General features: G+C 27.1%; 22 protein-coding genes. 21 read left to right on the top strand and 1 reads right to left on the bottom strand.

Translation table 11 applies throughout. The features are described from left to right. Window positions 1-135 precede the first annotated feature (135 nt). Together ACUN06_RS09870 and holA are read left to right on the top strand one after the other, a co-directional pair. Window positions 136-1,845, top strand: coding sequence for a ComEC/Rec2 family competence protein (locus tag ACUN06_RS09870; RefSeq protein ID WP_449389721.1), 1,710 nt, complete (start codon window positions 136-138; stop codon window positions 1,843-1,845). A gap of 45 nt (window positions 1,846-1,890) precedes the next feature. Continuing rightward, window positions 1,891-2,922: a DNA polymerase III subunit delta gene (gene holA / locus ACUN06_RS09865; RefSeq protein WP_291733770.1), complete on the top strand. Its 1,032-nt coding sequence runs from the start codon at window positions 1,891-1,893 to the stop codon at window positions 2,920-2,922. A 65-nt stretch (window positions 2,923-2,987) separates the two neighbouring features. On the opposite strand, the gene rpsT is transcribed toward holA, so the two are convergent. Beyond that, window positions 2,988-3,251 (bottom strand): 30S ribosomal protein S20, encoded by a 264-nt coding sequence (gene rpsT, locus ACUN06_RS09860; RefSeq protein ID WP_291733768.1) that lies wholly within the window; start codon window positions 3,249-3,251, stop codon window positions 2,988-2,990. 173 nt (window positions 3,252-3,424) lie between these two features. Here rpsT and gpr point away from each other — a divergent pair, with 173 nt between their 5' ends. The 19 genes from gpr (at window position 3,425) to ACUN06_RS09765 (ending at window position 24,937) form a co-directional block, all read left to right on the top strand. Next, window positions 3,425-4,399 (top strand): GPR endopeptidase, encoded by a 975-nt coding sequence (gpr, locus tag ACUN06_RS09855; RefSeq protein WP_291733766.1) that lies wholly within the window; start codon window positions 3,425-3,427, stop codon window positions 4,397-4,399. Window positions 4,400-4,486: 87 nt separating this feature from the next. Beyond that, complete coding sequence (locus ACUN06_RS09850; protein ID WP_294367244.1) at window positions 4,487-5,596, top strand: stage II sporulation protein P; 1,110 nt, start codon at window positions 4,487-4,489, stop codon at window positions 5,594-5,596. 57 nt (window positions 5,597-5,653) lie between these two features. Continuing rightward, window positions 5,654-6,094: a hypothetical protein gene (locus tag ACUN06_RS09845; protein WP_291733762.1), complete on the top strand. Its 441-nt coding sequence runs from the start codon at window positions 5,654-5,656 to the stop codon at window positions 6,092-6,094. Between the two features lie 134 nt (window positions 6,095-6,228). Continuing rightward, a complete protein-coding gene (gene lepA / locus ACUN06_RS09840; protein WP_449389720.1) occupies window positions 6,229-8,034 on the top strand; it encodes a translation elongation factor 4 in 1,806 nt (601 codons plus the stop codon). Window positions 8,035-8,157: 123 nt separating this feature from the next. Then, complete coding sequence (gene hemW / locus ACUN06_RS09835; RefSeq protein WP_294160988.1) at window positions 8,158-9,288, top strand: radical SAM family heme chaperone HemW; 1,131 nt, start codon at window positions 8,158-8,160, stop codon at window positions 9,286-9,288. 191 nt (window positions 9,289-9,479) lie between these two features. Further along, the gene (hrcA, locus tag ACUN06_RS09830; protein WP_291733730.1) at window positions 9,480-10,508 is read left to right on the top strand and encodes a heat-inducible transcriptional repressor HrcA; all 1,029 of its coding nucleotides are present in this window, start codon (window positions 9,480-9,482) and stop codon (window positions 10,506-10,508) included. A gap of 18 nt (window positions 10,509-10,526) precedes the next feature. After that, the gene (gene grpE / locus ACUN06_RS09825) at window positions 10,527-11,135 is read left to right on the top strand and encodes a nucleotide exchange factor GrpE (protein ID WP_294125760.1); all 609 of its coding nucleotides are present in this window, start codon (window positions 10,527-10,529) and stop codon (window positions 11,133-11,135) included. 51 nt (window positions 11,136-11,186) lie between these two features. Further along, entirely contained in the window at window positions 11,187-13,046 is a 1,860-nt protein-coding gene (gene dnaK, locus ACUN06_RS09820; protein ID WP_449389719.1) for a molecular chaperone DnaK, read from the top strand. 125 nt (window positions 13,047-13,171) lie between these two features. Continuing rightward, complete coding sequence (dnaJ, locus tag ACUN06_RS09815; protein WP_449389718.1) at window positions 13,172-14,308, top strand: molecular chaperone DnaJ; 1,137 nt, start codon at window positions 13,172-13,174, stop codon at window positions 14,306-14,308. Window positions 14,309-14,922: 614 nt separating this feature from the next. Beyond that, window positions 14,923-15,579 (top strand): tRNA (guanosine(46)-N7)-methyltransferase TrmB, encoded by a 657-nt coding sequence (gene trmB, locus ACUN06_RS09810; RefSeq protein WP_294125763.1) that lies wholly within the window; start codon window positions 14,923-14,925, stop codon window positions 15,577-15,579. A gap of 150 nt (window positions 15,580-15,729) precedes the next feature. Continuing rightward, complete coding sequence (locus ACUN06_RS09805) at window positions 15,730-16,896, top strand: O-antigen ligase family protein (RefSeq protein ID WP_294397632.1); 1,167 nt, start codon at window positions 15,730-15,732, stop codon at window positions 16,894-16,896. A 138-nt stretch (window positions 16,897-17,034) separates the two neighbouring features. Continuing rightward, the gene (gene prmA, locus ACUN06_RS09800; protein WP_449389717.1) at window positions 17,035-17,976 is read left to right on the top strand and encodes a 50S ribosomal protein L11 methyltransferase; all 942 of its coding nucleotides are present in this window, start codon (window positions 17,035-17,037) and stop codon (window positions 17,974-17,976) included. A gap of 20 nt (window positions 17,977-17,996) precedes the next feature. Further along, window positions 17,997-18,758, top strand: coding sequence for an RsmE family RNA methyltransferase (locus ACUN06_RS09795; RefSeq protein WP_291734887.1), 762 nt, complete (start codon window positions 17,997-17,999; stop codon window positions 18,756-18,758). Then, a complete protein-coding gene (gene mtaB, locus ACUN06_RS09790) occupies window positions 18,758-20,062 on the top strand; it encodes a tRNA (N(6)-L-threonylcarbamoyladenosine(37)-C(2))-methylthiotransferase MtaB (protein ID WP_294160990.1) in 1,305 nt (434 codons plus the stop codon). The genes ACUN06_RS09795 and mtaB overlap by 1 nt, the downstream gene beginning before the upstream one ends. 193 nt (window positions 20,063-20,255) lie before the next feature. Continuing rightward, entirely contained in the window at window positions 20,256-20,600 is a 345-nt protein-coding gene (locus ACUN06_RS09785) for a histidine triad nucleotide-binding protein (protein ID WP_291734882.1), read from the top strand. 123 nt (window positions 20,601-20,723) lie between these two features. Continuing rightward, window positions 20,724-20,900: a 30S ribosomal protein S21 gene (gene rpsU / locus ACUN06_RS09780; RefSeq protein ID WP_003441547.1), complete on the top strand. Its 177-nt coding sequence runs from the start codon at window positions 20,724-20,726 to the stop codon at window positions 20,898-20,900. A 525-nt stretch (window positions 20,901-21,425) separates the two neighbouring features. Next, a complete protein-coding gene (gene yqfC / locus ACUN06_RS09775; protein ID WP_291734880.1) occupies window positions 21,426-21,704 on the top strand; it encodes a sporulation protein YqfC in 279 nt (92 codons plus the stop codon). 5 nt (window positions 21,705-21,709) lie between these two features. Further along, window positions 21,710-22,849 carry a sporulation protein YqfD gene (gene yqfD, locus ACUN06_RS09770; protein WP_294162362.1) on the top strand — a complete coding sequence of 380 codons (1,140 nt, stop codon included), beginning with the start codon at window positions 21,710-21,712 and terminating at the stop codon, window positions 22,847-22,849. 30 nt (window positions 22,850-22,879) lie between these two features. After that, window positions 22,880-24,937 (top strand): HD family phosphohydrolase, encoded by a 2,058-nt coding sequence (locus ACUN06_RS09765; protein WP_449390271.1) that lies wholly within the window; start codon window positions 22,880-22,882, stop codon window positions 24,935-24,937. Window positions 24,938-24,984 lie beyond the last annotated feature (47 nt).

Here is a 24,984-nt window from a genome sequence, read left to right as displayed (position 1 = left end):
CTATAAAAAATTAATTTTTAATATTCTTTTAAAATATAGATATAGTATTTATATAAATTTTTTAATGTTAGAAAAAATAATTGTGATTTATATAATATAAAGGTGGGAATGATTACTTAATGAGGTGTTGCTAAATTGAGTAATTATTTAATAGGTATAAAAAACAAAGAGTTTAATAATCATCTTATATATATTTTTATTGTATTTATGTTATCATCTTTTTGTTACGAAGTTTACAGTAAAAATGAAATATTAAGTATATTTTATATTTTAAGTTTTTTTATATTTATATTTTATTTTAAAGGTATATTTATATCTATAATATTATTTTTATTTTTTATTTCAGCGTTAAATAATAATATATTATTTTATTGTTATCAGCCTAAAAATATTGAATATATTAGAGTAACTGAAGTAAATAATTATTATGGAAAAGGAAAGATTAATGGACGAATAGTTAACTTATCAAATCTTAATTCAAAGGTATCAATTGGAGATAAGCTTATTGTAAAAGGAGAATTTAATAAGAATTTAAATTTAACTAAGGGTATAATTGGGGATTATAAAATAATTGAATATGAGGAATTTAAAAATGATATTATATCTAAAATTTATAAAAGAAGAATAAAGTTATTTAAGAAAATAAGTCAAAAGCTAGGAACTAAAAAGGCTGCATTAATTTCTTCAGTAGCATTTGGATATAAAAGTGAATTGGATCAAGATTATAAAAGTTTAATGAAAAACTTAGGAATATCTCATATTATTTCAATTTCAGGTATGCATTTAGCTTTAGTTTATAGCATTTTAAGAAAAGTATTTGGAGTTAAATTAAGTTTAATTATAGCATTTATTTATGTTTTGTTTACAGGGGCACCAGCATCTGCTATAAGAGCTTATATAATGATTTTAATATTAAACCTTGGAATAGTATTTAAACGTAATTATAGCTCGTTAGCAGCAATATCGTTGGCTGGGATAATATTATTACTTATAAAGCCTTATGAAATTTATGATTTAGGTTTTATATTTTCGTTTTTAGCTACTTTAGGGATTATATTATTTAATAAAAAATTAAATAAAATGTTATATAAATTACCTAATTCACTTAGAAATACTGTTGCAATTTCTATTAGTGCTCAAATTTTTACTTTTCCAATAATTTTATTATATTTTAATGAAATATCTTTAAATTTTTTAATAGGAAATATAATTGTAATTCCTTTCATAAATATTTTAGTTATAATGGGAAATTTTCTTATATTTTTAGAACCTATAAAAGTAATTTTTAATTTTTGTTTATATATTTGTCACTATATAATTAAGTATATTGATATTATTATGTATAAATTAGATGAAATCTCTTTTGAATTAGTATATTTTCATTATAGTATAGCTTATTTTTATATAGGGTTATTAATAGCATATTATTTTTATAAAAGAGGATTTAAGGTTTTTATATATTATCCTTTAGTTATATTCATATATGTAAGCTTATTGATATATAGCCCCATACCTAAAATAAGATATTATTATGATGGAGCACTTTTAATAAGTTATAAGGGAGAAAATATAATTGTTCAAACTAGTGAAAAAGTAAATGAAGAAAAATTAAAAAAAATAACAATTTCAAATAAAATAGTAAAAGATTTAAATAAAATTAATATAGGAAATAAAATAATGCTATATAAGGAAAAGGATAATTATATTTTGAAAACGGATAAAGAGAAGTATTTATTGTTTGTAAATTACGAAAAAGTAAATTTTGATTATGATATAATAAATTTTAGAAAAGGTGACATAAATGAAATAAATATATTTAATGGTAAGGTAATAGAGAAAAACTAAAATAGTATTGTTATTTTAAATAAAAGTTAGGAGTGAAAAATAAAATTGATTACTATAGATGTGTTAGAATCGGAAATTAAAAAAAATAGTATAGCTAATGGATATGTTTTTTGTGGTTTAGATGAAGAATTAATTAAATCAAGTATTGACCCCATAATAAAAAAAGTAGTAGATAAGGATTTTTTAGATTTAAATTTTATAAAAATAGATGGATTAACATCTACTTTTGATGAAATAGAAAATGCTTGTGAAACTTTACCGTTTTTTGGAGATAAAAAGGTTGTATTAGTATATAGAGCTAATTTTTTAAAGGATAAGCCAGATAAAGAAGGAGCAAAAACATATACTGAAATATTAAAATACATAAAGGATTTACCTCAGCATACAATACTTATTATGTATTATTTATTTAATGATAAAAGAGATACTCCTAAAAAAAATAAAAAATTATCAACGTTAGATAAATATGTTAAAGTAGTTCATTGTGATAAGTTAAAAAAAGATAAGTATTATAAAAAAATTGAAGATATATTTAAGGAAAATGGAAGAACTATTGGAAAGGTTCAATTAAAATATTTTGCTGATAAAGTTCAAAATAATTTTGATATTATAAAAAGAGAAATAGATAAATTGGATTGTTATGCATTAGGAAGAGAACTTACAAAAGAAGATATAGATAAATTAATACCTAATAAAAGTGAAGATGATATTTTTGATTTGGTAGAATATATCTCTTTGAGAAAAGTTGAAAAGGCAATAGATTTATTAGATGAATTATTATTTAAAGCAGATCAGCATATGCTTATTATTTCATCAATAGGAAATCATTTCAAGAGATTATATGAAATAAAAACATATTTACTAAAAGGTAAGAAGTTAGAATTCTTTATGTCTAAATATAGATTACCCCAGTTTGTTTGTGAAAAATTAATGAATCAAGCATCAAAATTTAGCTTAAAGCAATTAAATCAATTAATTAAAGTATGTGTTAATACGGAAATAAAATTAAAATCGTCCACAACAGATAAGCAAATGGAAATGGAACTTATGTTATTTAAGACATTTATGATTAAATAAAATTAAAATTACATAATAAAAAAATGTAAAATAATAGCCGGTAATAATCACCGGCTTCTTATTTATTACGCCATAGCGTTTAATTTTGCAGCTAATCTTGATTTCTTTCTAGCAGCCATGTTCTTGTGAACAGTACCTTTTTGAGCAGCCATGTCTAAAGACTTAGCAGCTTTAACAAATAAAGCTTTAGCTTCTTCAACGTTATTAGCAGCAACAGCAGATTCAAACTTTTTTATAGCAGTTTTTAATGCTGATTTAACCATTTTGTTTTGTAAAGTTTTCTTTTCAGTAACTTTAATTCTTTTCTTTGCTGATTTAATGTTTGCCATTCAATTCACCCCCTTGATATTTTATAGGGCCTCTGCAGTTTTGGGGAAATCTGCGTACGAGTTTATTTTCAACAAATCATATTATAACACTTAAAGTTTTTAAGTTCAAGTATGAAATTAAAACTTATTTGGGAAAATAAATTTGATAGTTAAGAAATTTTAGGAGGAACGTTATGATAAGTGTAAGAACAGACCTTGCAATTGAAGCAAAGCAAGCATATACAGAGGAAAATAAAAGAGAATTAGATGGAGTAAAAGTAGATGAAGAAATGGAAGGAGAAATTAAAATTACTACTGTTACTATTGAAAGTGATGAAGCTGGAAGAGAGTTAGGTAAGCCAAAAGGTCATTATATAACAATAGATTTTCCAGAGTTTACACCTTATGATGGCGAATCTATGGATGATTTGTCATTAATTGTAGGTAAAGTAATGAAGAAACTTGTAGATATTTCTGAAGAAAAATTAGTATTAGTAGTTGGATTAGGAAATTGGAATGTTACACCAGATTCTCTTGGACCAAAAGTTGTAGAAAGAACAATGATAACAAGACATTTAAAGCAAGTTATGCCAGATGCTATTGATGATTCAGTAAGACCAGTATGTGCAATTGCACCTGGAGTACTTGGTATAACTGGAATTGAAACTGGAGAAGTAATTAAAGCTTTAGTTGAAAAAATAAAACCTGATTTAGTAATTTGTGTGGATGCATTGGGCTCAAGAAGGTTAGAAAGAGTAAATAGAACAATACAAATAGGTGATACAGGAATTTCACCAGGGGCTGGAGTTGGAAATCATAGAATGCAAATTAATGAAAAAAGTTTAGGTATTAAAGTTTTAGCTGTGGGAGTTCCTACAGTAGTTGATGCTGCAACTATAGCAAATGATACTATGGATTTGTTGTTAGATGACTTAATAAGCAAAGCTCAAAATGGAAAAGAATTTTATAATATGCTTAAGAGTGTGGATAGAAATGAAAAAAATATGCTTATAAGAGAAATATTAAATCCAACATTTGGAGATTTAATGGTTACACCAAAAGATGTAGATACAATTATAGAATCTTTATCAAAAATAATAGCCAATGGAATAAATATTGCAGTTCAACCTAATATGAATATGGAAGAAATAAATAAGTTTATGAATTAACTATAAACTAAATTCCTTTTGCTTAATTATAAAATTTGTTAATAATTATGTAAAACCTCCCATATATATTAAGAGTGAGGAGGTTATATGGGAATGCAGTGGGTTAATAGAAGTAATAAAAAAATTAAAAAAAATAAAAGCATTAGTATGGGATATATAATATTGTTGTTTATTATAGTAATATTTGTTATAAGGGCATTTAAAGTTATTAATAATTATAGAGAACGTGGTGGATTAGCATATGTGCAGCTACTTAATTATTCAATGCCAGTAGTAGAAAACCAGATATATGATAGTACGGCATATAGAGAAAATAAAGTTAGTGTAAAAAGAGTTATGATAGAAGCATTAGGACTTAATAATATATCAACTTATGGAATAGTAGGAAATGAGGTTTCTTTTTTTTATAAAATTGCAAATTATAGTAATGATGCAGGTGCTAAACAAAAATCTACTTTTAATTTTTTTGAGCCATATGTTATGAAAGAAGATAGTATTGCTAGAATTACAGAAGAAGAGCAAGCGGAATTAAATGCACCAAGTGAAGCATATGATTCTTCGTTAAAAAAAACATTAAACTCATCAAATGTTGAAGTATTAATTTACCACACTCATAGTCATGAAGGTTATGCTGAATCAGGATCAGATACAGAGCAAGAAGATTTTAGTGTAGTTGGAGTAGGAGATGTATTAGCACAAGAACTTCAAGATGGTTATGGTATTTCTGTTATCCATGACAAGACAATACATGATACAAGTCCATACAATCAATCTTATTACAGATCAGGACCTACAGTTGAAAGTTATTTAAATCAATTTCCTAATTTAAAATTAATTATAGATTTGCATAGGGATAGTGGACCAAGTAAAGATAAAACAACAGTAGAAATAAATGGTCAAAGTTTAGCTAGAGTAATGTTTGTGACATCTAAGGCATCACCATATTATAGTGAAATGATGACTACTGTAAACTCAATGATTAATACAGCTAAAAATTTATTTCCTGGTTTATTGGCTGATGGAAATAGTGGAGAAGGGCTTTATGAATATAATCATGGGTCTAATAACTTTAATCAAGATTTAAGCCCAGCTTGTATATTAACAGAGTTTGGAACTGAATTAAATACAGCACAAGAAGCTAAATTGAGCGCTAAATATTTAGCAAGGCTTATTGCAGAAACATTAAATAAAAGATGAATAAAAATATATAAAAATGAGCATCCTTATAGCTAAGTACTAGGGGGTGCTTTTTTTATGGTAAAGTTAATTAAAATATATTTTATACCATTAATTTCAATAATTTTATTAATAATAGGATTTGTTGAGGTAAATATTATAAATACAGAATCGTTATCACCATTAGGAACAACAGAAGATAACTTTAGAGTTGTAAGTGATGAATTTGGTGAAGACTTTCAAGAATTTATAATGGATAAAAGTCCTATTAAAATTTATGTTGGAGAAAAAAATGATGGAATGGCAACAGTTAAGTTTTATAATAAGTATATTAATTTAACTAATAATAATTTTATTATGAATTTTATTAAGGATTTAGCAACATATACTAATAAAGCTTATATAAATATAAGGGATAAAATAAGTGGAATTACAAAAAATAATAAAGAAAATAGCAATTATAAAGAAAGTGATTTTGACAAAAATATAAATGAGTTTATAAAAAACAACAGTAAATAGTAATATATTTAAGTTAATATAATTATAAGTGCTAATATTCTTGACACTTACTCTATACTCTATGTTATAATTTAGCTTGATTTAACAATATGGGGGTGAAGAAGCTGCTTAATATTTTATAGCAGTTAAGATATATGCAAAGTAATAGACAATCAAAGATTAGAAACTTTTCAATAGTAGCACATATAGATCATGGTAAGTCAACCCTAGCGGACAGATTATTAGAAATTACAGGGACTCTTACTAAAAGAGAAATGGAAGAACAAGTTCTTGATAATATGGAAATTGAAAGAGAAAGAGGGATTACAATAAAATCTCAAGCAGCAAGACTTGTTTATAGACGTGAAGATGGTGAAGAGTATATATTAAATTTAATTGATACTCCAGGGCACGTAGACTTCACATATGAGGTTTCAAGAAGTTTAGCAGCTTGTGAGGGGGCACTTCTTGTAGTTGATGCAACACAAGGTATTGAAGCTCAAACTTTAGCAAATTGTTATCTTGCATTAGATAATGATTTAGAAATTGCACCTATTATTAATAAGATAGATTTACCATCTGCTAGACCAGATGAAGTAAAAGAAGAAATTGAAGATGTTATTGGTATTGAAGCAGAGGATGCACCAATGATTTCTGCAAAAACAGGTTTAAATGTTGAAGATGTACTTGAAACTATAATTGAAAAGATACCTGCACCAAATGGAGATGAAGAAGCTCCACTTAAAGCTTTAATATTTGATTCATATTATGACAGTTATAAGGGTGTTGTATGTTATGTAAGAATATTAGATGGTAAAGTTAAAGCAGGAACTAAAATAAAGCTTATGAATACAAATAAGGTTTATGATGTAGTTGAAGTAGGAGTGTTTACTCCAAAGCTATTCTCAACAGCTGAACTTATGGCTGGGGATGTTGGATATATAACAGCATCTATAAAAAATGTTGCTGATGCTAGAGTTGGGGATACTATTACAGAATCAGAAAGACCAACAGAACATGCATTACCAGGATATAAAAAAGCAGTACCAATGGTTTATTCAGGTATTTATCCAGTTGATGGAGCTAAGTATGATGAATTAAGAGAAGCATTAGAAAAATTACAAATAAATGATGCTGCATTAGATTTTGAACCAGAAACATCTATTGCATTAGGATTTGGGTTTAGATGTGGATTCCTTGGATTACTTCATATGGAAATAATTCAAGAAAGAATAGAAAGAGAATTTAACTTAGATATTATAACAACAGCTCCATCTGTTATATATAAAGTTACTAAAACAAATGGTGAAACTATAGATTTAACAAATCCAACTAATTTACCAGAACCAACAGAAATAGATTCTATGGAAGAGCCAATTGTTAAGGCATCTGTAATTGCACCAACTGAATATGTTGGAGCTATAATGGACTTATGTCAAGAAAGAAGAGGAGTTTATATAGATATGCAATACTTAGAAGAAACAAGAGTATGCATAAACTATGATATTCCATTAAATGAAATTGTTTATGACTTCTTTGATACTTTAAAATCAAGAACAAGAGGTTATGCTTCATTTGATTATGAATTTAAAGGATATACTAAAACAGAGCTTGTTAAGCTTGATATACTTTTAAATGGAGATATAGTTGATGCTTTATCAATGATTGTTCCAAAGGAAAGAGCATACCATAAGGGAAGAGGAATTGCAGAAAAACTTAAGGAAATTATTCCAAGACAAATGTTTGAAGTTCCAATTCAAGCTGCAGTAGGATCTAAGGTTATAGCTAGGGAAACTGTTAAAGCTATGAGAAAAGACGTACTTGCTAAATGTTATGGTGGAGATATTTCAAGAAAGAAGAAACTTCTTGAAAAGCAAAAAGAAGGTAAAAAGAGAATGAGACAAGTGGGATCTGTAGAGGTACCACAAGAAGCATTTATGGCTGTTCTTAAAGTTGATTAATATTAGGATGCTACATTTTGTAGCATCTTTTTTTCATAGATAAAAAATATAATAAATTTTACAAATTATTTATTGGATAGTTAAGCTGATAAATAAGTAATATTGAAAATAGGAGTAAAGTTAATGAAAGAAATTAGTTTATATGTACATATTCCATTTTGTAAGCAAAGATGTTTTTATTGTGATTTTCCAACATTTGCAGGAAAGGAAAAATATAGAGAAGAATATATAGATGCATTAATAAAAGAAATAAAAGAAAAGTGTTCTAATTATATAATAAAAACTATTTTTATTGGTGGAGGAACTCCATCTTATTTAGAAACTAAAGAGTTAGAAAAATTATTAAAGGTTATTAAAAATTTAAATTTATCAAAAGATATAGAATATTCCATGGAATGTAATCCAGGAACATTAACAAAAGAGAAATTAATGGTAATGAAAAAAAGTGGAGTTAATAGAATAAGTTTTGGATTACAATCTTGTAACAATAAATTATTAAAGGAAATAGGGCGTATACATACATTTGAAGAATTTTTAGAAAATTATAATTTAGCAAGAGATATTGGATTTGAAAATATAAATGTTGATTTAATGTATGGATTACCAAATTTAACAGTAGATTTATGGAAGGAGACATTAGAAAAAGTATGTGATTTAAGACCAGATCATATTTCTGCCTATAGTTTAATAATTGAAGAAGGAACTGCTTTTTATAGTTTATATAACAAAAATAAATTAAATTTACCTTCTGAAGATGATGAAAGAATAATGGATAAATTAACTAAGGATATATTAAAGGAAAGAGGATATCATCAATATGAAATATCTAACTTTTCTTTAAATGAAAAGGAATGTGAGCATAATAAGGTTTATTGGTCATTAAATGAATATATAGGTGTGGGAAGTGCAAGTAGTTCTTATATAAATGGAACAAGAATGGTAAATGAAAGTGATATAAATGAATATATAAAAAAGATAAATAATAATGAAAATACAATAGTTGAAGAGCATAAAAATTCTATAAATGATGAAATTGAAGAATTTATTTTTATGGGATTAAGAATGATATGCGGAATAGATTTAAAAATTTTTAATAAAAAATTTAATAAAGATATAAGAAGTATATATGATAAGGTGATTGAGAAAAATATAAAAGATGGTTTATTAATTTTAGAGGAAGATAAGATGTTTTTAACTTTAAAAGGATTGGAACTATCTAATTATGTAATGTCTGATTTTATATTAGAAAAGTGAAAAGTGAAATAGTGAGAAAATAGGAGTAATAAAGAGATGGGAAGAGATAATAAAGAAAAAATTAAATTATATAAAAAAATAGTTCAAAATTTAAAGAAATACGAAATTGACAAAAAAAACAAATAAGAATATATTGATATTGTAGTCATTAGCACTCTACTTTGATGAGTGCTAACAATAGGGGTGATAAAATGGCAATTGATGAAAGAAAGATAAAAATACTTCAAGCCATTATTAATGACTATATAGTAACAGGAGAACCTGTTGGATCTAGAACGATAGCTAAAAAGTATGACTTAGGTGTAGGATCTGCAACAATTAGAAATGAAATGGCAGATTTGGAGGAAATGGGCTATTTAGAACAGCCTCACACATCAGCAGGAAGAATTCCTTCTAGTAAGGGATATAGATTATATGTTGATAAGTTAATGGAAAGACCAAAGTTAAGTAGGGATGAAGAGCTTAGAATTAAGGAATATTTAATTAATTCAGCTATGCATGAAGTTGATACAATATTAAAAGAAGCTTGTGTTTTATTATCAGAATTAACAAACTTAACGTGTATAGTTCAAACACCATCTATGAAAAGAAGCTATATAAGATCATTACAATTAATAAGAATTGATGATTTTAATTTAATTATTGTAATTGCAACTGATAGTGGTGTTATAAAAAATCACAGAATTAAAGTTAATTCTATTACAAGTAATCAGGAGCTTCTTAGAATAAATGAAGTATTAAATTCAAGACTTAAAAATTTAACAATAGAAGCTATAAATTTAGAAGTTATTAATGAACTAAAAAATGAATTAGTTGGTTTCGATGATTTATTTAATGCGATACTTCCAGCTTTATATGATAGTTTAAATAATAATTCAAAATCTGACTTTGTAGTTGAAGGAACAACAAATCTTTTCAATTATCCAGAGTATAACGATATTGAAAAAGCAAAGGAAGTTCTTCAACTAATAAGTAATAAGGATTGTGTTATAGAACTATTAGAGAATAGTGGAGATATATCAATAAAAATTGGTGAGGAAAATTATATTCCAGAAGCTAAGGATTGTTCAGTTATAACAGCAGAATATTTTTTAGGCGGAAGACCTATTGGAAGTGTTGGATTGATTGGTCCGCAAAGAATAAATTATTCTAAAGTAGTTACTATAATGTCTCAAGTTATGAAAGAATTAAACAAAAGTCTTAAGGATCAAGAGTATTGAATGAGATGAGGTGTAAGGATGGAAGAAAACAAAGATTTTAAAGCTGAAGAAATAACTAAAGAAAATCAATCAGCTGTAGAAGAAAATGAACTTGTAACAGAAGATACAGAAGCTACTTCAAAAGAAGAAGCTGAAGAAATAGTTGAAGAATATACAGAAAATGATGATTTAGCTTTAATAGGAAAGATGAAAGATGAAAACAAAAAGCTTTCTAATGAAGTTGATGCTTTAAAAGAAAGATTACTTAGATTAACAGCTGAGTATGATAACTATAGAAAAAGAACAGCTAAAGAAAAGGAAGGAATATATACAGATGCTTGTACAGATGTATTAAAGGAAATACTTCCTGTAGCTGATAATTTAGAAAGAGCTATAGCAGTTGATGGAACTGTAGAAGATCTTAAAAAGGGAGTAGAGATGACAATAAAAGGATTCATAAACTCTTTAGAAAAATTAGGTGTAGAAGAAATTGATACAAATAATGGATTTGATCCGAATTTCCATCAAGCAATTTCGGTAGTTGAAGATGCAAATTTATCAACTAATGATATAGCCCAAGTATATCAAAAAGGATATAAAAGAGGAGATAAAGTAATCAGATATTCAATGGTTACTGTAGCAAAATAGTAAGTAAGTAAATTTACAATATATATGTAAAGTTCAAGGAGGAAATATATTATGGGAAAAATAATAGGTATTGATTTAGGTACAACAAACTCATGTGTAGCTGTAATGGAAGGTGGAGAACCAGTAGTAATCACTAACTCTGAAGGTGCTAGAACTACTCCATCAGTAGTTTCATTCCAAGCTAATGGTGAAAGATTAGTAGGACAAATTGCTAAAAGACAAGCAATTACAAATCCAGAACATACAATAATTTCTATAAAGAGAGAAATGGGAACTGATCACAAAACTCATGTTGATGATAAAGTTTATTCACCACAAGAAATATCAGCAATGATACTTCAAAAAATTAAAGCTGATGCAGAAGCATATTTAGGTGAACCTGTAACTCAAGCAGTTATAACTGTTCCAGCTTATTTTAATGATGCTCAAAGACAAGCAACTAAAGATGCTGGTAGAATAGCAGGATTAGAAGTATTAAGAATAATAAACGAACCAACTGCTGCTTCATTAGCTTATGGATTAGATAAGACTGACCATAGTGAAAAGATATTCGTTTATGACTTAGGTGGAGGTACATTTGACGTATCTATACTTGAATTAGGTGATGGTGTATTCGAAGTACTATCTACAAATGGAGATACTCACTTAGGTGGAGATGACTTTGACCAAAAAATCATTGATTATATAGCAAATGATTTTAAATCACAATATGGAATTGACTTAAGAAATGATAAGAGTGCAGTTCAAAGATTAAAAGAAGCAGCAGAAAAAGCTAAGATTGAATTATCTTCATCAATGCAAACAAATATAAACTTACCATTCATCACTGCTGATGCAACTGGTCCAAAGCACATTGATATGAACTTAACTAGAGCAAAATTCAATGAATTAACTCATGATTTAGTTCAAAGATCAATAGAACCAATGAAGAAAGCATTAAGTGATGCTGGATTATCAATTGGTCAAATTGATAAAGTTATATTAGTTGGTGGATCAACTAGAATACCTGCAGTTCAAGAAGCTGTTAAAAACTTTACAGGAAAAGAACCTTCAAAAGGAGTTAACCCAGATGAATGTGTAGCTATGGGTGCTGCAATTCAAGCAGGTGTATTAACTGGTGAAGTTAAAGATGTATTATTATTAGACGTTACACCATTAACATTAGGTATAGAAACTTTAGGTGGAGTTGCAACTCCATTAATTGAAAGAAATACAACTATTCCAGCTAAGAAGAGTCAAGTGTTCTCAACTGCTGCAGATGGTCAAACATCAGTTGAAATTCACGTTGTTCAAGGTGAAAGACAAATGGCAAGTGATAACAAGACTTTAGGTAGATTTACTTTATCAGGAATAGCTCCAGCTCCAAGAGGAATTCCTCAAATCGAAGTTACATTTGATATAGATGCTAACGGTATTGTTAAAGTATCTGCTATGGATAAGGGAACTGGTAAGGAAGCAAATATTACAATTACAGCTTCAACTAACCTTTCTGAAGAAGAAGTAGATAAGGCTGTAAAAGAAGCAGAAAAGTTTGCTGAAGAAGATAAGAAGAGAAAAGAATCAATTGAAACTAAAAATAATGCAGATCAATTAGCATATCAAACAGAAAAGCAATTAGAAGAGCTTGGAGACAAGGTTTCTGCTGATGATAAGGCTAAGATTACAGCAAAATTAGATGCATTAAAAGCTGTTAAAGATGGAGAAGATTTAGAAGCAATTAAGAAAGCAACTGAAGAATTAACTCAAGAATTCTATGCTATTTCTTCTAAGATGTATGCTGATGCACAAGGTGCAGCAGGTGCTCAAGGTGCAGGATTTGATCAAAATAATATGGGTGGAAATGCTGGTACAGGTGCAACACATGATGACAATGTTGTAGATGCTGATTTTGAAGTTAAAGATGATAAATAATATTTAATAACTAAAAAGGGGAGACAATTGTCGTCTTCCCTTTTTAAGAGTTAATGTATTTACGAAAAATGGTATAAATGATAATATAAATTAAGTGGAATATGAATAAGGTGGTGACTTTATAGATGGCAAATAAAGACTATTATGCTGTTCTTGGACTAGAAAAGGGTGCAAGTGATGATGAAATAAAAAGAGCCTTTAGAAAGCTAGCTATTAAATATCATCCTGATAAGAATCAAGGGAATAAGGAAGCAGAAGAAAAATTTAAGGATATAAATGAAGCATATCAAATACTTTCTGATCCAGAAAAGAAAGCAAGATATGATCAATATGGAACTGTAGATTTTGATGGAAGCGGATTTGGTTCAGGAGGATTTGGTGGCTTTGACTTCTCAGATATGGGCGGATTTGGTGATATATTTGAAAGCTTCTTTGGAGGCGGTGGAGGTTCTTCAAGAAGAAGAAATGGTCCTATGAAAGGTGCTGACATTGAATATTCATTAAATTTAACATTTGAAGAAGCTATTTTTGGTGTAGAAAAAGAAATTACAATTAATAGACATGAAAATTGTGAAAAATGTAGAGGTACAGGAGCTGAACCTGGAACTTCACCAAAGACATGTCCAACTTGTCATGGTAGTGGTCAAATAAGAGTACAAAGACAAAGCCCAATAGGAAGTTTTGTAAGTACAACTACATGTAATACTTGTGGTGGTAAAGGAACAATTGTTGAAAAGCCATGTTCAGGATGTAGTGGTAAAGGTAAAGTAAGAAAAACAAGAACAATAAAAATAAATGTTCCAGCAGGTGTTGATACAGGAAATGTTATGCCACTTAGAGGACAAGGTGAGCATGGTTCTAATGATGGGCCTCCAGGAGATTTATATATTAAGATAAATGTTGCTAAATCTAAACAATTTGACAGAAGAGGCAATGATATATATATAGAAACTCATATATCAATGGGTAAAGCAGCTTTAGGTGTTGAAATTACAGTTCCTACAGTAGATGGAGATGTTAAATATACTATTCCAGCAGGAACTCAATCAGGAACAATGTTTAGATTAAAAGGAAAAGGTGTTCCTAAAGTACATTCTTCTTCAAGAGGAGATCAATATGTTAAAGTTGTAGTGGATACTCCTAAAAACTTAACTTCTAAACAAAAAGAAGCTTTAGAAGCGTTCATGGAAGCTTGTGGAGAGAGTGTAGATGGAGAAATAACTCATAAAAAGGGATTTAAAGATTTATTTAATAAAAAATAAAAATAAACAAAAAGATGTTGTGAAAATTCAACATCTTTTTACTTTATCTATATAACTATTAAAATATGTTATATTACAATAAGTATCTTGTTTTGTGAATATTGAGTATGTTGTATAACTTATAATTATTATTGCTACTATAATGCCCAGTATAGGTAATTTATAATAATCTAATATAAATTCTAGTTTCTTTTTATTCTATAAAGAATTAAATTTTTATTTTACTGAAATATCTTAATCTAATCGTAGTTTATTTTCGTTGTTTTCCATTGTTATAACTCCCGTTTTATACCATTTATATATTAATTTTAAAAAGAATGTATATAAAAATCAATTATTATAATTTTAAAAAATGGTAAACATTTAAAAACATGATATAAAAACAAATAAGATATTAAAAATTTTTTTCGCAAAGTTAGTATAAATATATTAGTTAAAAGTAGATAAAACTTAAAAAATAATATTTTAAATATTGTTTTTTCATAATGCATAGTCAATTTTTAATTATAAAAAAAGGTTGATTATATTTCAAATAACTAATTTAGTTGAAATAAAAGAAATTATCTGTATAATTAATCTATGAACTTAAAGAATGATTTGGAGTGAATATAATTATGAGAATGAGAAAAAAGCCATGGGCTAGACCAGAATTAGAAGCATGTGAGTTTTTTATACAAAAACCAAGCGAATATAAAGGTAGATGGAAAGAATTTTTTAAGAATGATAATCCTATTTACATGGAATTAGGATGTGGAAAAGGAACATTTATGGCAGTACATGGTTCACAAAATCCAGATATTAATTATATAACGGTTGATATAAAGGATGAAGTTTTAGTTTTAGCTAAAAGAAATATTGAATCAGCTTATGAAAAGGAAGGGCATGAAGTTAATAATGTTGCACTTATGTCTCAAGAAATATTATTGATTGATGATATGTTAGATGAAAAAGATGTAATAGAAAGAATATACATAAATTTCTGTAATCCATGGCCAAAGGATAGACATAAAAAAAGAAGATTAACACATACAAGACAACTTCAAAAATATAAAAAGTTTTTAAAATCAGGAGCTGAAATTTGGTTTAAAACTGATGATGATGAATTATTTGAAGAGTCACTTGAGTATTTTAAAGAATGTAATTTAGAAATAAAATATATTACATATGATTTACATGCTAGTGGATTTGAAGGAAATGTTTCTACAGAACATGAGGAAATGTTTACAGCTCAAGGAATAAAAACAAAATTTTTAATTGCAGAATATAAATAAATTGAAAAGTAAATTAATATAAAACTATAATTAAAGTATATAAGCATAATCAAAAAGATGGATTTACGTTAATAGTATCTATAGTGAAAATTTATTTTTTCTATTAAATTGAAATAGTTAATTAATTAACAATAGAATTGGTGGTAAAATATGATATATTATATTATAATGGTAGTTTTTTCACCTTATACAGCAATAATTCCAGCTGTATATTCAGTGAATTTATTATTAAAAAGAAAAGTAAAAGTTGAAAGGAACTATTGGAATATAGGATTGTTTTCTTTATTTTTATATTCTATGTTTAGTGGATTAATAAATAAAAGTCTTTTGTCTTTTTTAGCATCTTTTGGATTGTTTTTATATTTTACAGTATGCATATTTGCTCAAAACTATTTTACAAAAATGAGTAGAATAAATATGGTGTTAAAAATTGTGACATATTTAAGTGTAATAGCAGCTATAGGAGGAGTAATAGAAAAAATAACATTTATTCTATTAAATAGACCAGAACATAGAATTTTTAGTTCATTTGGAAATCCAAATATGACAGGAGCATGGTTTGCTAATATAATTTTAATTATATTTTATCTTCAAGGAACAAAAAAAAGTAGCAGTGAAACTCTTACATATAATCTCGTAATTATCTTAATATCTGTAGCATTATTATTAACAGAATCTACAGGTGCATTTATAGCATTAATAGGTGGAATATTTATATATTATATAACTTCTAGAAATAAAAACAAAAAGGAAATAATAGCAGTATGTACAATAGTAGGACTATTATCATTATTATTTGTATTTATTCAAAATAAGATTACAAAAATAACACCAATAGGTGAAATTGTAATATCTTTTAATTCTAGAATAGGGATATGGGAAGGTTCAACAAATATGTTCTTTAAGAAGCCGATATTAGGATGGGGCTTGCTTGGAACCTTTGAGAGAGGATCAAATTTTATTTTTAGTGATGATCCAAGTTTACATAATCAAATTATTTCTTTTTTAATTCATCCACATAATTTGTGGCTTACATTTTTAGTAAGCACTGGAGTTATAGGGTTAGGTATTTATCTTTATATTAAATTTAATTTATATAAGGATATGACAAAACTATACAAGGAAAAAAATCAATTATTTCCATTACTTGCAGCAACAAATGCAATGATAATTATACAAGGAATAGTTGATTGTACATTATATGCACCACAATTAGGTATAATGTTTGTATGTATGGGAGCAATAACTTATAATATAGCAAATGATAAAATGGTTAGAAAAAGAAAATTAATAAAAAATAAAGATATTACTGTTTAAAAATTATAAATTGGGGTAACTATAAATAAATAATTGATAGTTATCCTTTTTCTATATAAAAATTTATGGACTTTAGGTAAACATATGTGTAAAATATAGTATTAGTCAAGGAGAAAAGATATGAAAGGATGATTAACAATGGATGGAACGTGGATAGAGGTTAGAGTAATAACTAAAAGTGAGGCATTAGAACCAGTATCAGGAATATTTTATAGTTTAGATTGTAAGGGTGTTGCTATAGAAGATCCAGAAGATATTTTAGGAAGAGAACAAGGACCATTAACATGGGATTTTGCAGATATAAATGTTTTAGAGCATAAGGGTAAATTTGCTGTTGTAAAAGCTTATTTTGCAGAAGAAGATAATATTGAAGAAATTTTAGGATATGTTAATGAAAAATTAGTAGAACTAAAAGAAATGGGAATTGATTTAGGAGAAGCTAAAGTTGAGCATGAAAAAATGTATGAAGAGGATTGGGCTAATACATGGAAGCAATATTATAAACCATCAAAAGTTGGAGAAAAAATAGTTGTTAAGCCAATTTGGGAAGAATATGAACAAAAAGAAGGGGAATTAGTAGTAAATTTAGATCCAGGTATGGCATTTGGTACAGGAACTCATGAAACTACAAGAATGTGTATTCAAGCTTTAGAAAAATATGTTAAAGAAGAAAGTACAGTATTTGATGTAGGTTGTGGTTCTGGAATATTAGCAATTGCAGCAGCAAAATTAGGAGCAAAATTAGCTGTTGGAGTAGATTTAGATCCAGTAGCTGTAGAATCATCTATTGAAAATGTAGGATATAATAACTTAAATAACATAGAAATACTTCATGGAAACTTAGTTGAAGTTATTGATGGAAAGGCAGATATAGTTGTTGCAAATATTTTAGCAGAAATAATTTGTATATTAACTGATGATGTAAAGAGAGTTATGAAAGATGGTGGAGTATTTATAACATCAGGAATAATTCATGATAGAGTTGATATGGTTTGTGAAAAATTAGAAGCAACAGGCTTTGAAGTAATAGAAAAGAACAGAGATGGTGAATGGAACTGTATAGTTGCTAAATTAAAATAGTTTTAGAGGAGAATAAAATAATGCATAAGTTTTTTACTCCAAAAGAATTAATTAATGGAGATGTAGCCAAGATTCTAGGAGATGATGTAAAACACATATATAAGGTTCTTAGAATTGCAGAAGGTGAAAAGGTAGTATTAAATAACTGTGAAGGTTTAGAATACTTAGCTAAAGTTACTGATGTAAATAAGCAAGAAGTTTCTCTTGAAATAATAGAAAAGCTAGATTTAAATAATGAAAGTGAAATAAAAGTATTTTTATTTCAGGGACTTCCAAAAGCTCAAAAGATGGATTTAATAGTTCAAAAAGGTACAGAACTTGGAATAACAGAATTTATACCAACAATTACACATAGAGTTGATGTTAAATTAAAGGGTGAATTTAAAAAGTTAGATAGATTAAATAGAATTGCTTTAGAGGCTGCAAAACAAAGTAAGAGAAGTATTGTTCCAAAAGTAACAGAGCCAATAGGATTTGAAGAAGTATTACAAAAAGTTGATGAATTAGATTTGTTTTTAGTTCCATATGAAAATGCTAATAATTTTGGAATTAAAACATTAATTAATAAGTTAAGAAATGAAGAAAAAATCAATAATATAAAAAATATTGGTATATTTGTAGGGCCAGAAGGCGGAATAGAAGAAGAGGAAATAGAACAATTAAAGGAAAAAGGTGCTCATATAGTAACACTTGGAAAGAGAATATTAAGGACTGAAACAGCTGGATTTGTTGCTACGTCATTAATACAATATGAGCTTAGTGATTTAGGAGGAAATGATTAATGAAGGTTGCATTTGCTACGTTAGGATGTAGAGTTAATGTGTATGAATCAGAAGCAATGGCTGAAAAATTCATTAGAGAAGGATACGAAGTTGTAGATTTTAATGAATTTTCTGATGTATATGTAATAAATACATGTACTGTTACTAATATGGGAGATAAGAAATCTAGACAAATAATAAGCAGAGCAAGAAGAACAAATCCAAATGCAATAATAGCAGCAGTTGGTTGTTATTCTCAAATGGCACCAAAAGAGGTTTCGGAAATACCAGGAGTAGATGTAGTTTTAGGTACAAGAAATAAAGGTGATGTAGTTTATTATGTTAATAAGGCAAAAGATGAAGGAAAAGCACAAGTTCATGTACAGCCAGTTCTTCAAAATAAGAAATTTGAAGATTTAAAAATAGAAGATTATCAAGATAAAACTAGAGCATTTTTAAAAATTCAAGATGGATGTAATAGATTTTGTACATATTGTACAATACCTTATGCAAGGGGATCAGTTTGCTCAAAGGATCCAGAAAAGGTATTAGCGGAAGTTAAGGAGCTTGCTGCTAATGGCTTTAAGGAAGTTATACTTTCAGGTATACATACAGCTTCTTATGGATTAGATTTAGAAGGAAATGTGAATTTAATTAATATAATAGAAGAAATAGAAAAAATTGATGGAATAGAAAGAATAAGAATAGGGTCTATTGAGCCAGCATTCTTTACTAGTGAAGTTATTGAAAAAATAAAAGGATTTAAAAAACTATGCCCTCATTTCCATTTATCTCTTCAAAGTGGATGTGATGCTACATTAAAGAGAATGAATAGAAGATATACGGCTAAAGAATATGAGGCAGCAGTTAACTTATTAAGAGAAACATTACCTGATGTATCTATTTCTACAGATGTAATTGTTGGATTCCCAGGAGAAACAGAAGAGGAATTTAATGAAACATATGAATATTTAAAGAAAATTCATTTAACAAAAACTCATGTATTTAAATATAGTCCTAGAAAAGGAACAAAGGCAGCTGATATGCCTAATCAATTAGATGGAACTGTTAAGGATGAAAGAAGTAAGGCTTTAATAGAGTTAAATGATATTAATGAGCATGCATTTACTGAAAAATTTATTGGAAGAGTAATGGATGTATTAATAGAAAAGGAAATTAAAGATAAGCCAGATTATTATGAGGGATATACAAGAAACTATATTAAAGTAATAGTACATTGTATGTCTGCAGATATAACTGGTAAAATAGTAGATGTTGAAATAAAAGAAGCTGTAAAAGATTATGCTATAGCAAATATGGCATAATATAGTGACAAGTTAAGGAAGGGGCTGTCGCACTAAAACTTTTATACACAATATATTGTTTAAAAAAATTAATACAATATATTGTAGTATTTATTCTTAATGAAATATCCCCTAAAAATATGAAATTAAGAAATTTTTCAAGGAATTTCAACATCAACTACTAACTCAAAACTAATTAAAAGGAGGTGAGTTTATGGGAGATTGTTTATTTTGTAAAATAATTGCAGGTGAAATTCCTTCAAAGAAAATATATGAAGATGATAAAGTATTAGCCTTTTATGATATAAGTCCAGAGGCGCCAGTTCATTTTTTAGTTATACCTAAAGAACATATTAGTAGCGCTAATGAAATAAATGAAAAAAATGCTGATATAGTTTCACACATTTTTATTGCAATTAATAAAATAGTAAAGGAACTAAATATTGCTGATTCAGGATATAGAATTATCAATAATTGTGGTGTTGATGGAGGGCAAACTGTAAATCATATGCATTTTCATGTATTAGGTGCAAGAGAGTTAAAATGGCCACCAGGTTAATAGAAAAATAGTATAAATAATATTGACATTTTCGGGGTCAATATTGTATAATAAAATATGTGTTATTAAGCCCGTAGCTGAGTTAAAGATACTAATTTGAGCTAGCGGAGGGAGGGATAATAGATGTCAGAAATCAAAGTTGGAGAAAACGAAACACTAGAAAGTGCATTAAGAAGATTTAAGAGAAAATGCGCAAGAGCTGGGGTTCTTTCAGAAGTTAGAAAGAGAGAACATTATGAAAAACCAAGCGTTAAGAGAAAGAAAAAATCAGAAGCTGCAAGAAAGAGAAAATTCAAGTAGTTTTTAGTTTTTTAAAGGTATTTAACTATGCCAACAATAAAATAAAGACTTGAAAAAGTTTGGGGATTTTTAAATTTTCAAATATAATATCTGCGATATTGCTAGTGGGAATACCAATGGTGTTACGCTTGAGGACGATAAGGTTATATAAATTTAGCAAAAAAACCAAACAATGTAATTAAGCGATGTTTGGATTTGAAAAGGGAAATAGTTAAGAATTAAATTCTTACTAGGTTACCTTCCTCAGCAATTAAGTGAATAATAATTTTACGAATTGTAAAAGAACAGCTACAAGATTGGGTGCAAATAGCATGAAAGACATGGGTAAACTTATGTCAGCAGTTAGACCAAAGGTTGTAGATAACGCAGAGTATAAAACTTACAAGTCGAATTGTTAAATAGTATTTAAATAGTGAATATAAAAAAAGAACTCAATGTAAATTGAGTTCTTTTTTTATTTTTGTGATTTTCTTTAAAGTTAAATCATAAGGTACAATGAGAGAGTATTTTAAAAGGAGAGAAATTATGGAGGGAAAATTTAAAAAAGGAAAAGAAGTTTTAGTAGAAAAACTTGAGCTTCCAAAGGATGTAATCTTAGATATCCCAAAGATAATTGTTATGGGAAGAAATGAAATAACTATAGAAAATCATAAAGGTATACAAATTTTTGAAAAAAATAAAATAAAAATTAACACTAATATGGCACCAATTGAAATAAAAGGTAATAATTTTGAAATATTATATATAGCAGCAAATACAATAACTATTAAAGGGTATTTTGATTCAATTGAATATGTGAGGTGAATAAAATGGCTTTTAATAATATAAAAAAAAGTAAAATATTAGTAGAGATTAAGATTATAAAGACTGAAAGATTGCTTAATATATTTTGGGTAAAAAATATAAAAGTATATAAAATTAAGAAAAGTGATGTAGCTACTTTAGTATTAGAAATAGATTATTTAGATTATTATAAAGCAAAGGAAGTTGTTGAAGAATTAGGTGGCAGAATAAATATTATACAAAGTAAGGGATTTATATTTTTTTTAGGAGGTATAAAAAAAAGAATATCATTAGCAATTGGAGCTGTACTATTTTTAGCAATAATAGGTTATTTATCTACTTACATATGGTCTATAGAAGTAGAAGTTCAAAAAAATATTCCACCATTTGAAATTAGAAAAGAGTTAAATCAAATTGGTATAAAGCCAGGAATAGCTAAAAAAAATATTGATGTAAAAGAAATAGAAAAGAAATTAGAAAATATAAATGATGAAATATTATGGTTGAGAGTAAGAATTGAAGGCTCAACTTTAAAAGTTGTTATTCAAGAAAAAATTAATCCTCCACAAACTAAAAGTTATGAATATGGAAATCTTGTGGCTTCTAAAGATGGAGAAGTAAAGAGAGTATATACGTTTGCAGGAAGAAGTGCAGTAAAAACAGGTGAATTAGTTAAAAAGGGGGATGTTGTAATTGAAGGTATAGATGGATCAGAAGGAAATGAATATATACTTCCTCCGAGAGGTATAGTAATTGCAAATACATTTTATGAAAAATCAATGAATGTTAAGATTGCTGGTACTTATTTAGAAAGGAGTGGAAGAAAAGATAGTGATATTTATGTAGAGATATTTGGTAAAAAAATATATTTAAAAAAGGCTACAAAAGATTTTGAGAGTTATGATAAAATAGAAATGAGTGGAAAATTATTTAATAAGGTGTTATATTATGAAAGAGTGGAAAATGAAATTGTAGTTACTAAAGAAGAAGCTATAGAAGATTCAGTTTCAAAATTAGAAAATTCTTTATTAAATGATTTAAATAGAGATGCAAAAATTATAGATAAATTACTTGAAGAAAAAATAATAGACGAAGAAAATTTATTAGTAAATGTAGTATTTGTTGTAGAGGAGAATATAGTTAGTGAAGAAACAGTTGATTATTAAATATTAGGAGAAAATGAGAAGGTGAACAAAATGCAAGATAAAGGTGATGTTTTAAGGAAGGATCATATGGATAAATGGAAAAGAATATTTTTATTTACTATTACAGCCATTTTAATTTATTTTATATTGATGACTGTTGTTACCCCAAAAAGATACAAGTTAAATGAAGGGGATATTGCAACAGTTGATATTAAAGCACCACGGGATATAATTGATGAAGAAGCTACTAAGTTAAAAGAACAGGAAGTTACAGCAAAAGTAGAAAAAAAATTTACACTTAAAAATGAAATTAAAATTGAAGCTAGTGATAATGTTAAAGGCTTTTTTGACAAATTAATTAATTTAAAAAGTAATAATATAGATGAAAAAAGTAAAATAGCTGAATTGAAAAAAATAGATACAATTAATCTTTCAGATTCAGAATATAAAGAATTACTTGATTTAAGTGTAGATAAAGATACTGAATTGCAATGGATTGCTTTAACAGCAATAGATAAGGCATATGAAAATCAAATAGAAGAAGATAGTAAAGCCATTGCTGATGCAAAATCAATAGTTGATGAATATTTATCAAGACAAGGATTAGAATCAAATATTGAAGTTATACTAAGAGAAATATGTGAAAGCCAAGTTAAGGCAAATTACTTTTTTGATCAATCAAAAACAGATGAGGCTATAAAAGAGGCATTAAAAGGTGTATCTAAAGTAATGATTAAAAAAAATCAAATAATAGTTAAGGAAGGAGAACCTATTACCCAAAAGCAAATTAATATTTTGACAGAACTTGGTCTCATTGGAGAAGATATAAGCAAGGATTATATTTATACTTATATAATATTATTTTTTTATGTTTTATTTGTATTAATATTACAATATATATATATGAAAAATGAAAATAATAAAATATTAAATAATACTAAATTAGTATTTTTAATATTATTATTAAATTTATTATCGTTAATTATAGCAAGGGTATTTACACTTGTATCTGTATTTTTAATTCCAATTGCATGTACACCAATACTTATGACAGTATTTTTAGGATCAAAAATTTCAATAATAATAAATTCATTTAATTTATTATTTATAGGAATTATTATTGGATTTGACCCACAGATAATTTTAGTGGCTATTGTTGCAAATATAATATCTTCATTAACATTGAAAAAAGTTAATCAAAGAAATGATATATTATATTCAACTGCGTATTTAGCAGTTTCAAGTGCTATTATAGTTTTATCAAGCGGAATACTTTTATCTAATAATATAAAAAGGATACTGATTGATGTAGCTTTAGCTACAGGAGGAGCATTTATTTCAGGAATATTGGCTATGGGCTTATTACCATTTTTAGAATCAAGTTTTAATTTAGTTACTAATATGAAGTTGTTAGAATTATCTAATCCAAACAATCTATTATTAAAAAGATTATTAATGGAAGCACCTGGAACATATCATCATAGTATAATGGTAGCTAATTTAGCAGAAGTTGCAGCAGAAGAAGTTGGAGCTAATCCAATGCTGGTTAGAGTAGGAGCATATTATCATGATATTGGAAAGATAAAAAGGCCGTTTTTCTTTGGTGAAAATCAACTTGGAGGAGTAAATCCTCATGATAAGATATCACCTGCATTAAGTACTACAATAATAATATCTCATGTTAAGGATGGACTAGAATTAGCTAAGGAATATGATGTTCCAACAATAGTTACTGATATGATAGCACAGCATCATGGTACAACATTAGTAAAATATTTTTATTATACGCTAAAAAATAATAGTGAAAATCCAGATTTAATAAAAGAAGATGATTTTAGATATCCAGGACCAAAGCCTCAAACTAAAGAAGCTGCTATTATTATGATGGCAGATAGTGTAGAAGCTGCAGTTAGATCGATTCAGGAACCAACATTAGATAAAATTGAGGCAATGGTAAATAATATTATTAAAGATAAATTAAATTCAAATCAATTAAATGAATGTGATTTAACATTTAAGGATTTAGAAGTTATAAAAGCATGTTTTTTAAAGGTCTTAAAGGGAATTTATCATCATAGGATAGAATATCCAACTGAAAAGATAAAGTAATAAAAAGGGGATGTCGCATTAAGAATAAATACTACAATATATTGTGT

The sequence above is a fragment of the Clostridium sp. ETTB3 genome (assembly GCF_053571985.1).
Note: the sequence above shows the minus strand (reverse complement) of the source record. Positions and strands in the feature narration are given on the sequence as shown.

Excerpts from the sequence above, each read along its gene's own strand:
- rpsT (WP_291733768.1), bottom strand. The coding sequence starts at position 3,251 with ATGGCAAACATTAAATCAGCAAAGAAAAGAATTAAAGTTACTGAAAAG.
- gpr (WP_291733766.1), top strand. The coding sequence starts at position 3,425 with ATGATAAGTGTAAGAACAGACCTTGCAATTGAAGCAAAGCAAGCATAT.
- ACUN06_RS09850 (WP_294367244.1), top strand. The coding sequence starts at position 4,487 with ATGGGAATGCAGTGGGTTAATAGAAGTAATAAAAAAATTAAAAAAAAT.
- ACUN06_RS09845 (WP_291733762.1), top strand. The coding sequence starts at position 5,654 with ATGGTAAAGTTAATTAAAATATATTTTATACCATTAATTTCAATAATT.
- lepA (WP_449389720.1), top strand. The coding sequence starts at position 6,229 with ATGCAAAGTAATAGACAATCAAAGATTAGAAACTTTTCAATAGTAGCA.
- hemW (WP_294160988.1), top strand. The coding sequence starts at position 8,158 with ATGAAAGAAATTAGTTTATATGTACATATTCCATTTTGTAAGCAAAGA.
- hrcA (WP_291733730.1), top strand. The coding sequence starts at position 9,480 with ATGGCAATTGATGAAAGAAAGATAAAAATACTTCAAGCCATTATTAAT.
- grpE (WP_294125760.1), top strand. The coding sequence starts at position 10,527 with ATGGAAGAAAACAAAGATTTTAAAGCTGAAGAAATAACTAAAGAAAAT.
- dnaK (WP_449389719.1), top strand. The coding sequence starts at position 11,187 with ATGGGAAAAATAATAGGTATTGATTTAGGTACAACAAACTCATGTGTA.
- dnaJ (WP_449389718.1), top strand. The coding sequence starts at position 13,172 with ATGGCAAATAAAGACTATTATGCTGTTCTTGGACTAGAAAAGGGTGCA.
- trmB (WP_294125763.1), top strand. The coding sequence starts at position 14,923 with ATGAGAATGAGAAAAAAGCCATGGGCTAGACCAGAATTAGAAGCATGT.
- ACUN06_RS09805 (WP_294397632.1), top strand. The coding sequence starts at position 15,730 with ATGATATATTATATTATAATGGTAGTTTTTTCACCTTATACAGCAATA.
- prmA (WP_449389717.1), top strand. The coding sequence starts at position 17,035 with ATGGATGGAACGTGGATAGAGGTTAGAGTAATAACTAAAAGTGAGGCA.
- ACUN06_RS09795 (WP_291734887.1), top strand. The coding sequence starts at position 17,997 with ATGCATAAGTTTTTTACTCCAAAAGAATTAATTAATGGAGATGTAGCC.
- mtaB (WP_294160990.1), top strand. The coding sequence starts at position 18,758 with ATGAAGGTTGCATTTGCTACGTTAGGATGTAGAGTTAATGTGTATGAA.
- ACUN06_RS09785 (WP_291734882.1), top strand. The coding sequence starts at position 20,256 with ATGGGAGATTGTTTATTTTGTAAAATAATTGCAGGTGAAATTCCTTCA.
- rpsU (WP_003441547.1), top strand. The coding sequence starts at position 20,724 with ATGTCAGAAATCAAAGTTGGAGAAAACGAAACACTAGAAAGTGCATTA.
- yqfC (WP_291734880.1), top strand. The coding sequence starts at position 21,426 with ATGGAGGGAAAATTTAAAAAAGGAAAAGAAGTTTTAGTAGAAAAACTT.
- yqfD (WP_294162362.1), top strand. The coding sequence starts at position 21,710 with ATGGCTTTTAATAATATAAAAAAAAGTAAAATATTAGTAGAGATTAAG.
- ACUN06_RS09765 (WP_449390271.1), top strand. The coding sequence starts at position 22,880 with ATGCAAGATAAAGGTGATGTTTTAAGGAAGGATCATATGGATAAATGG.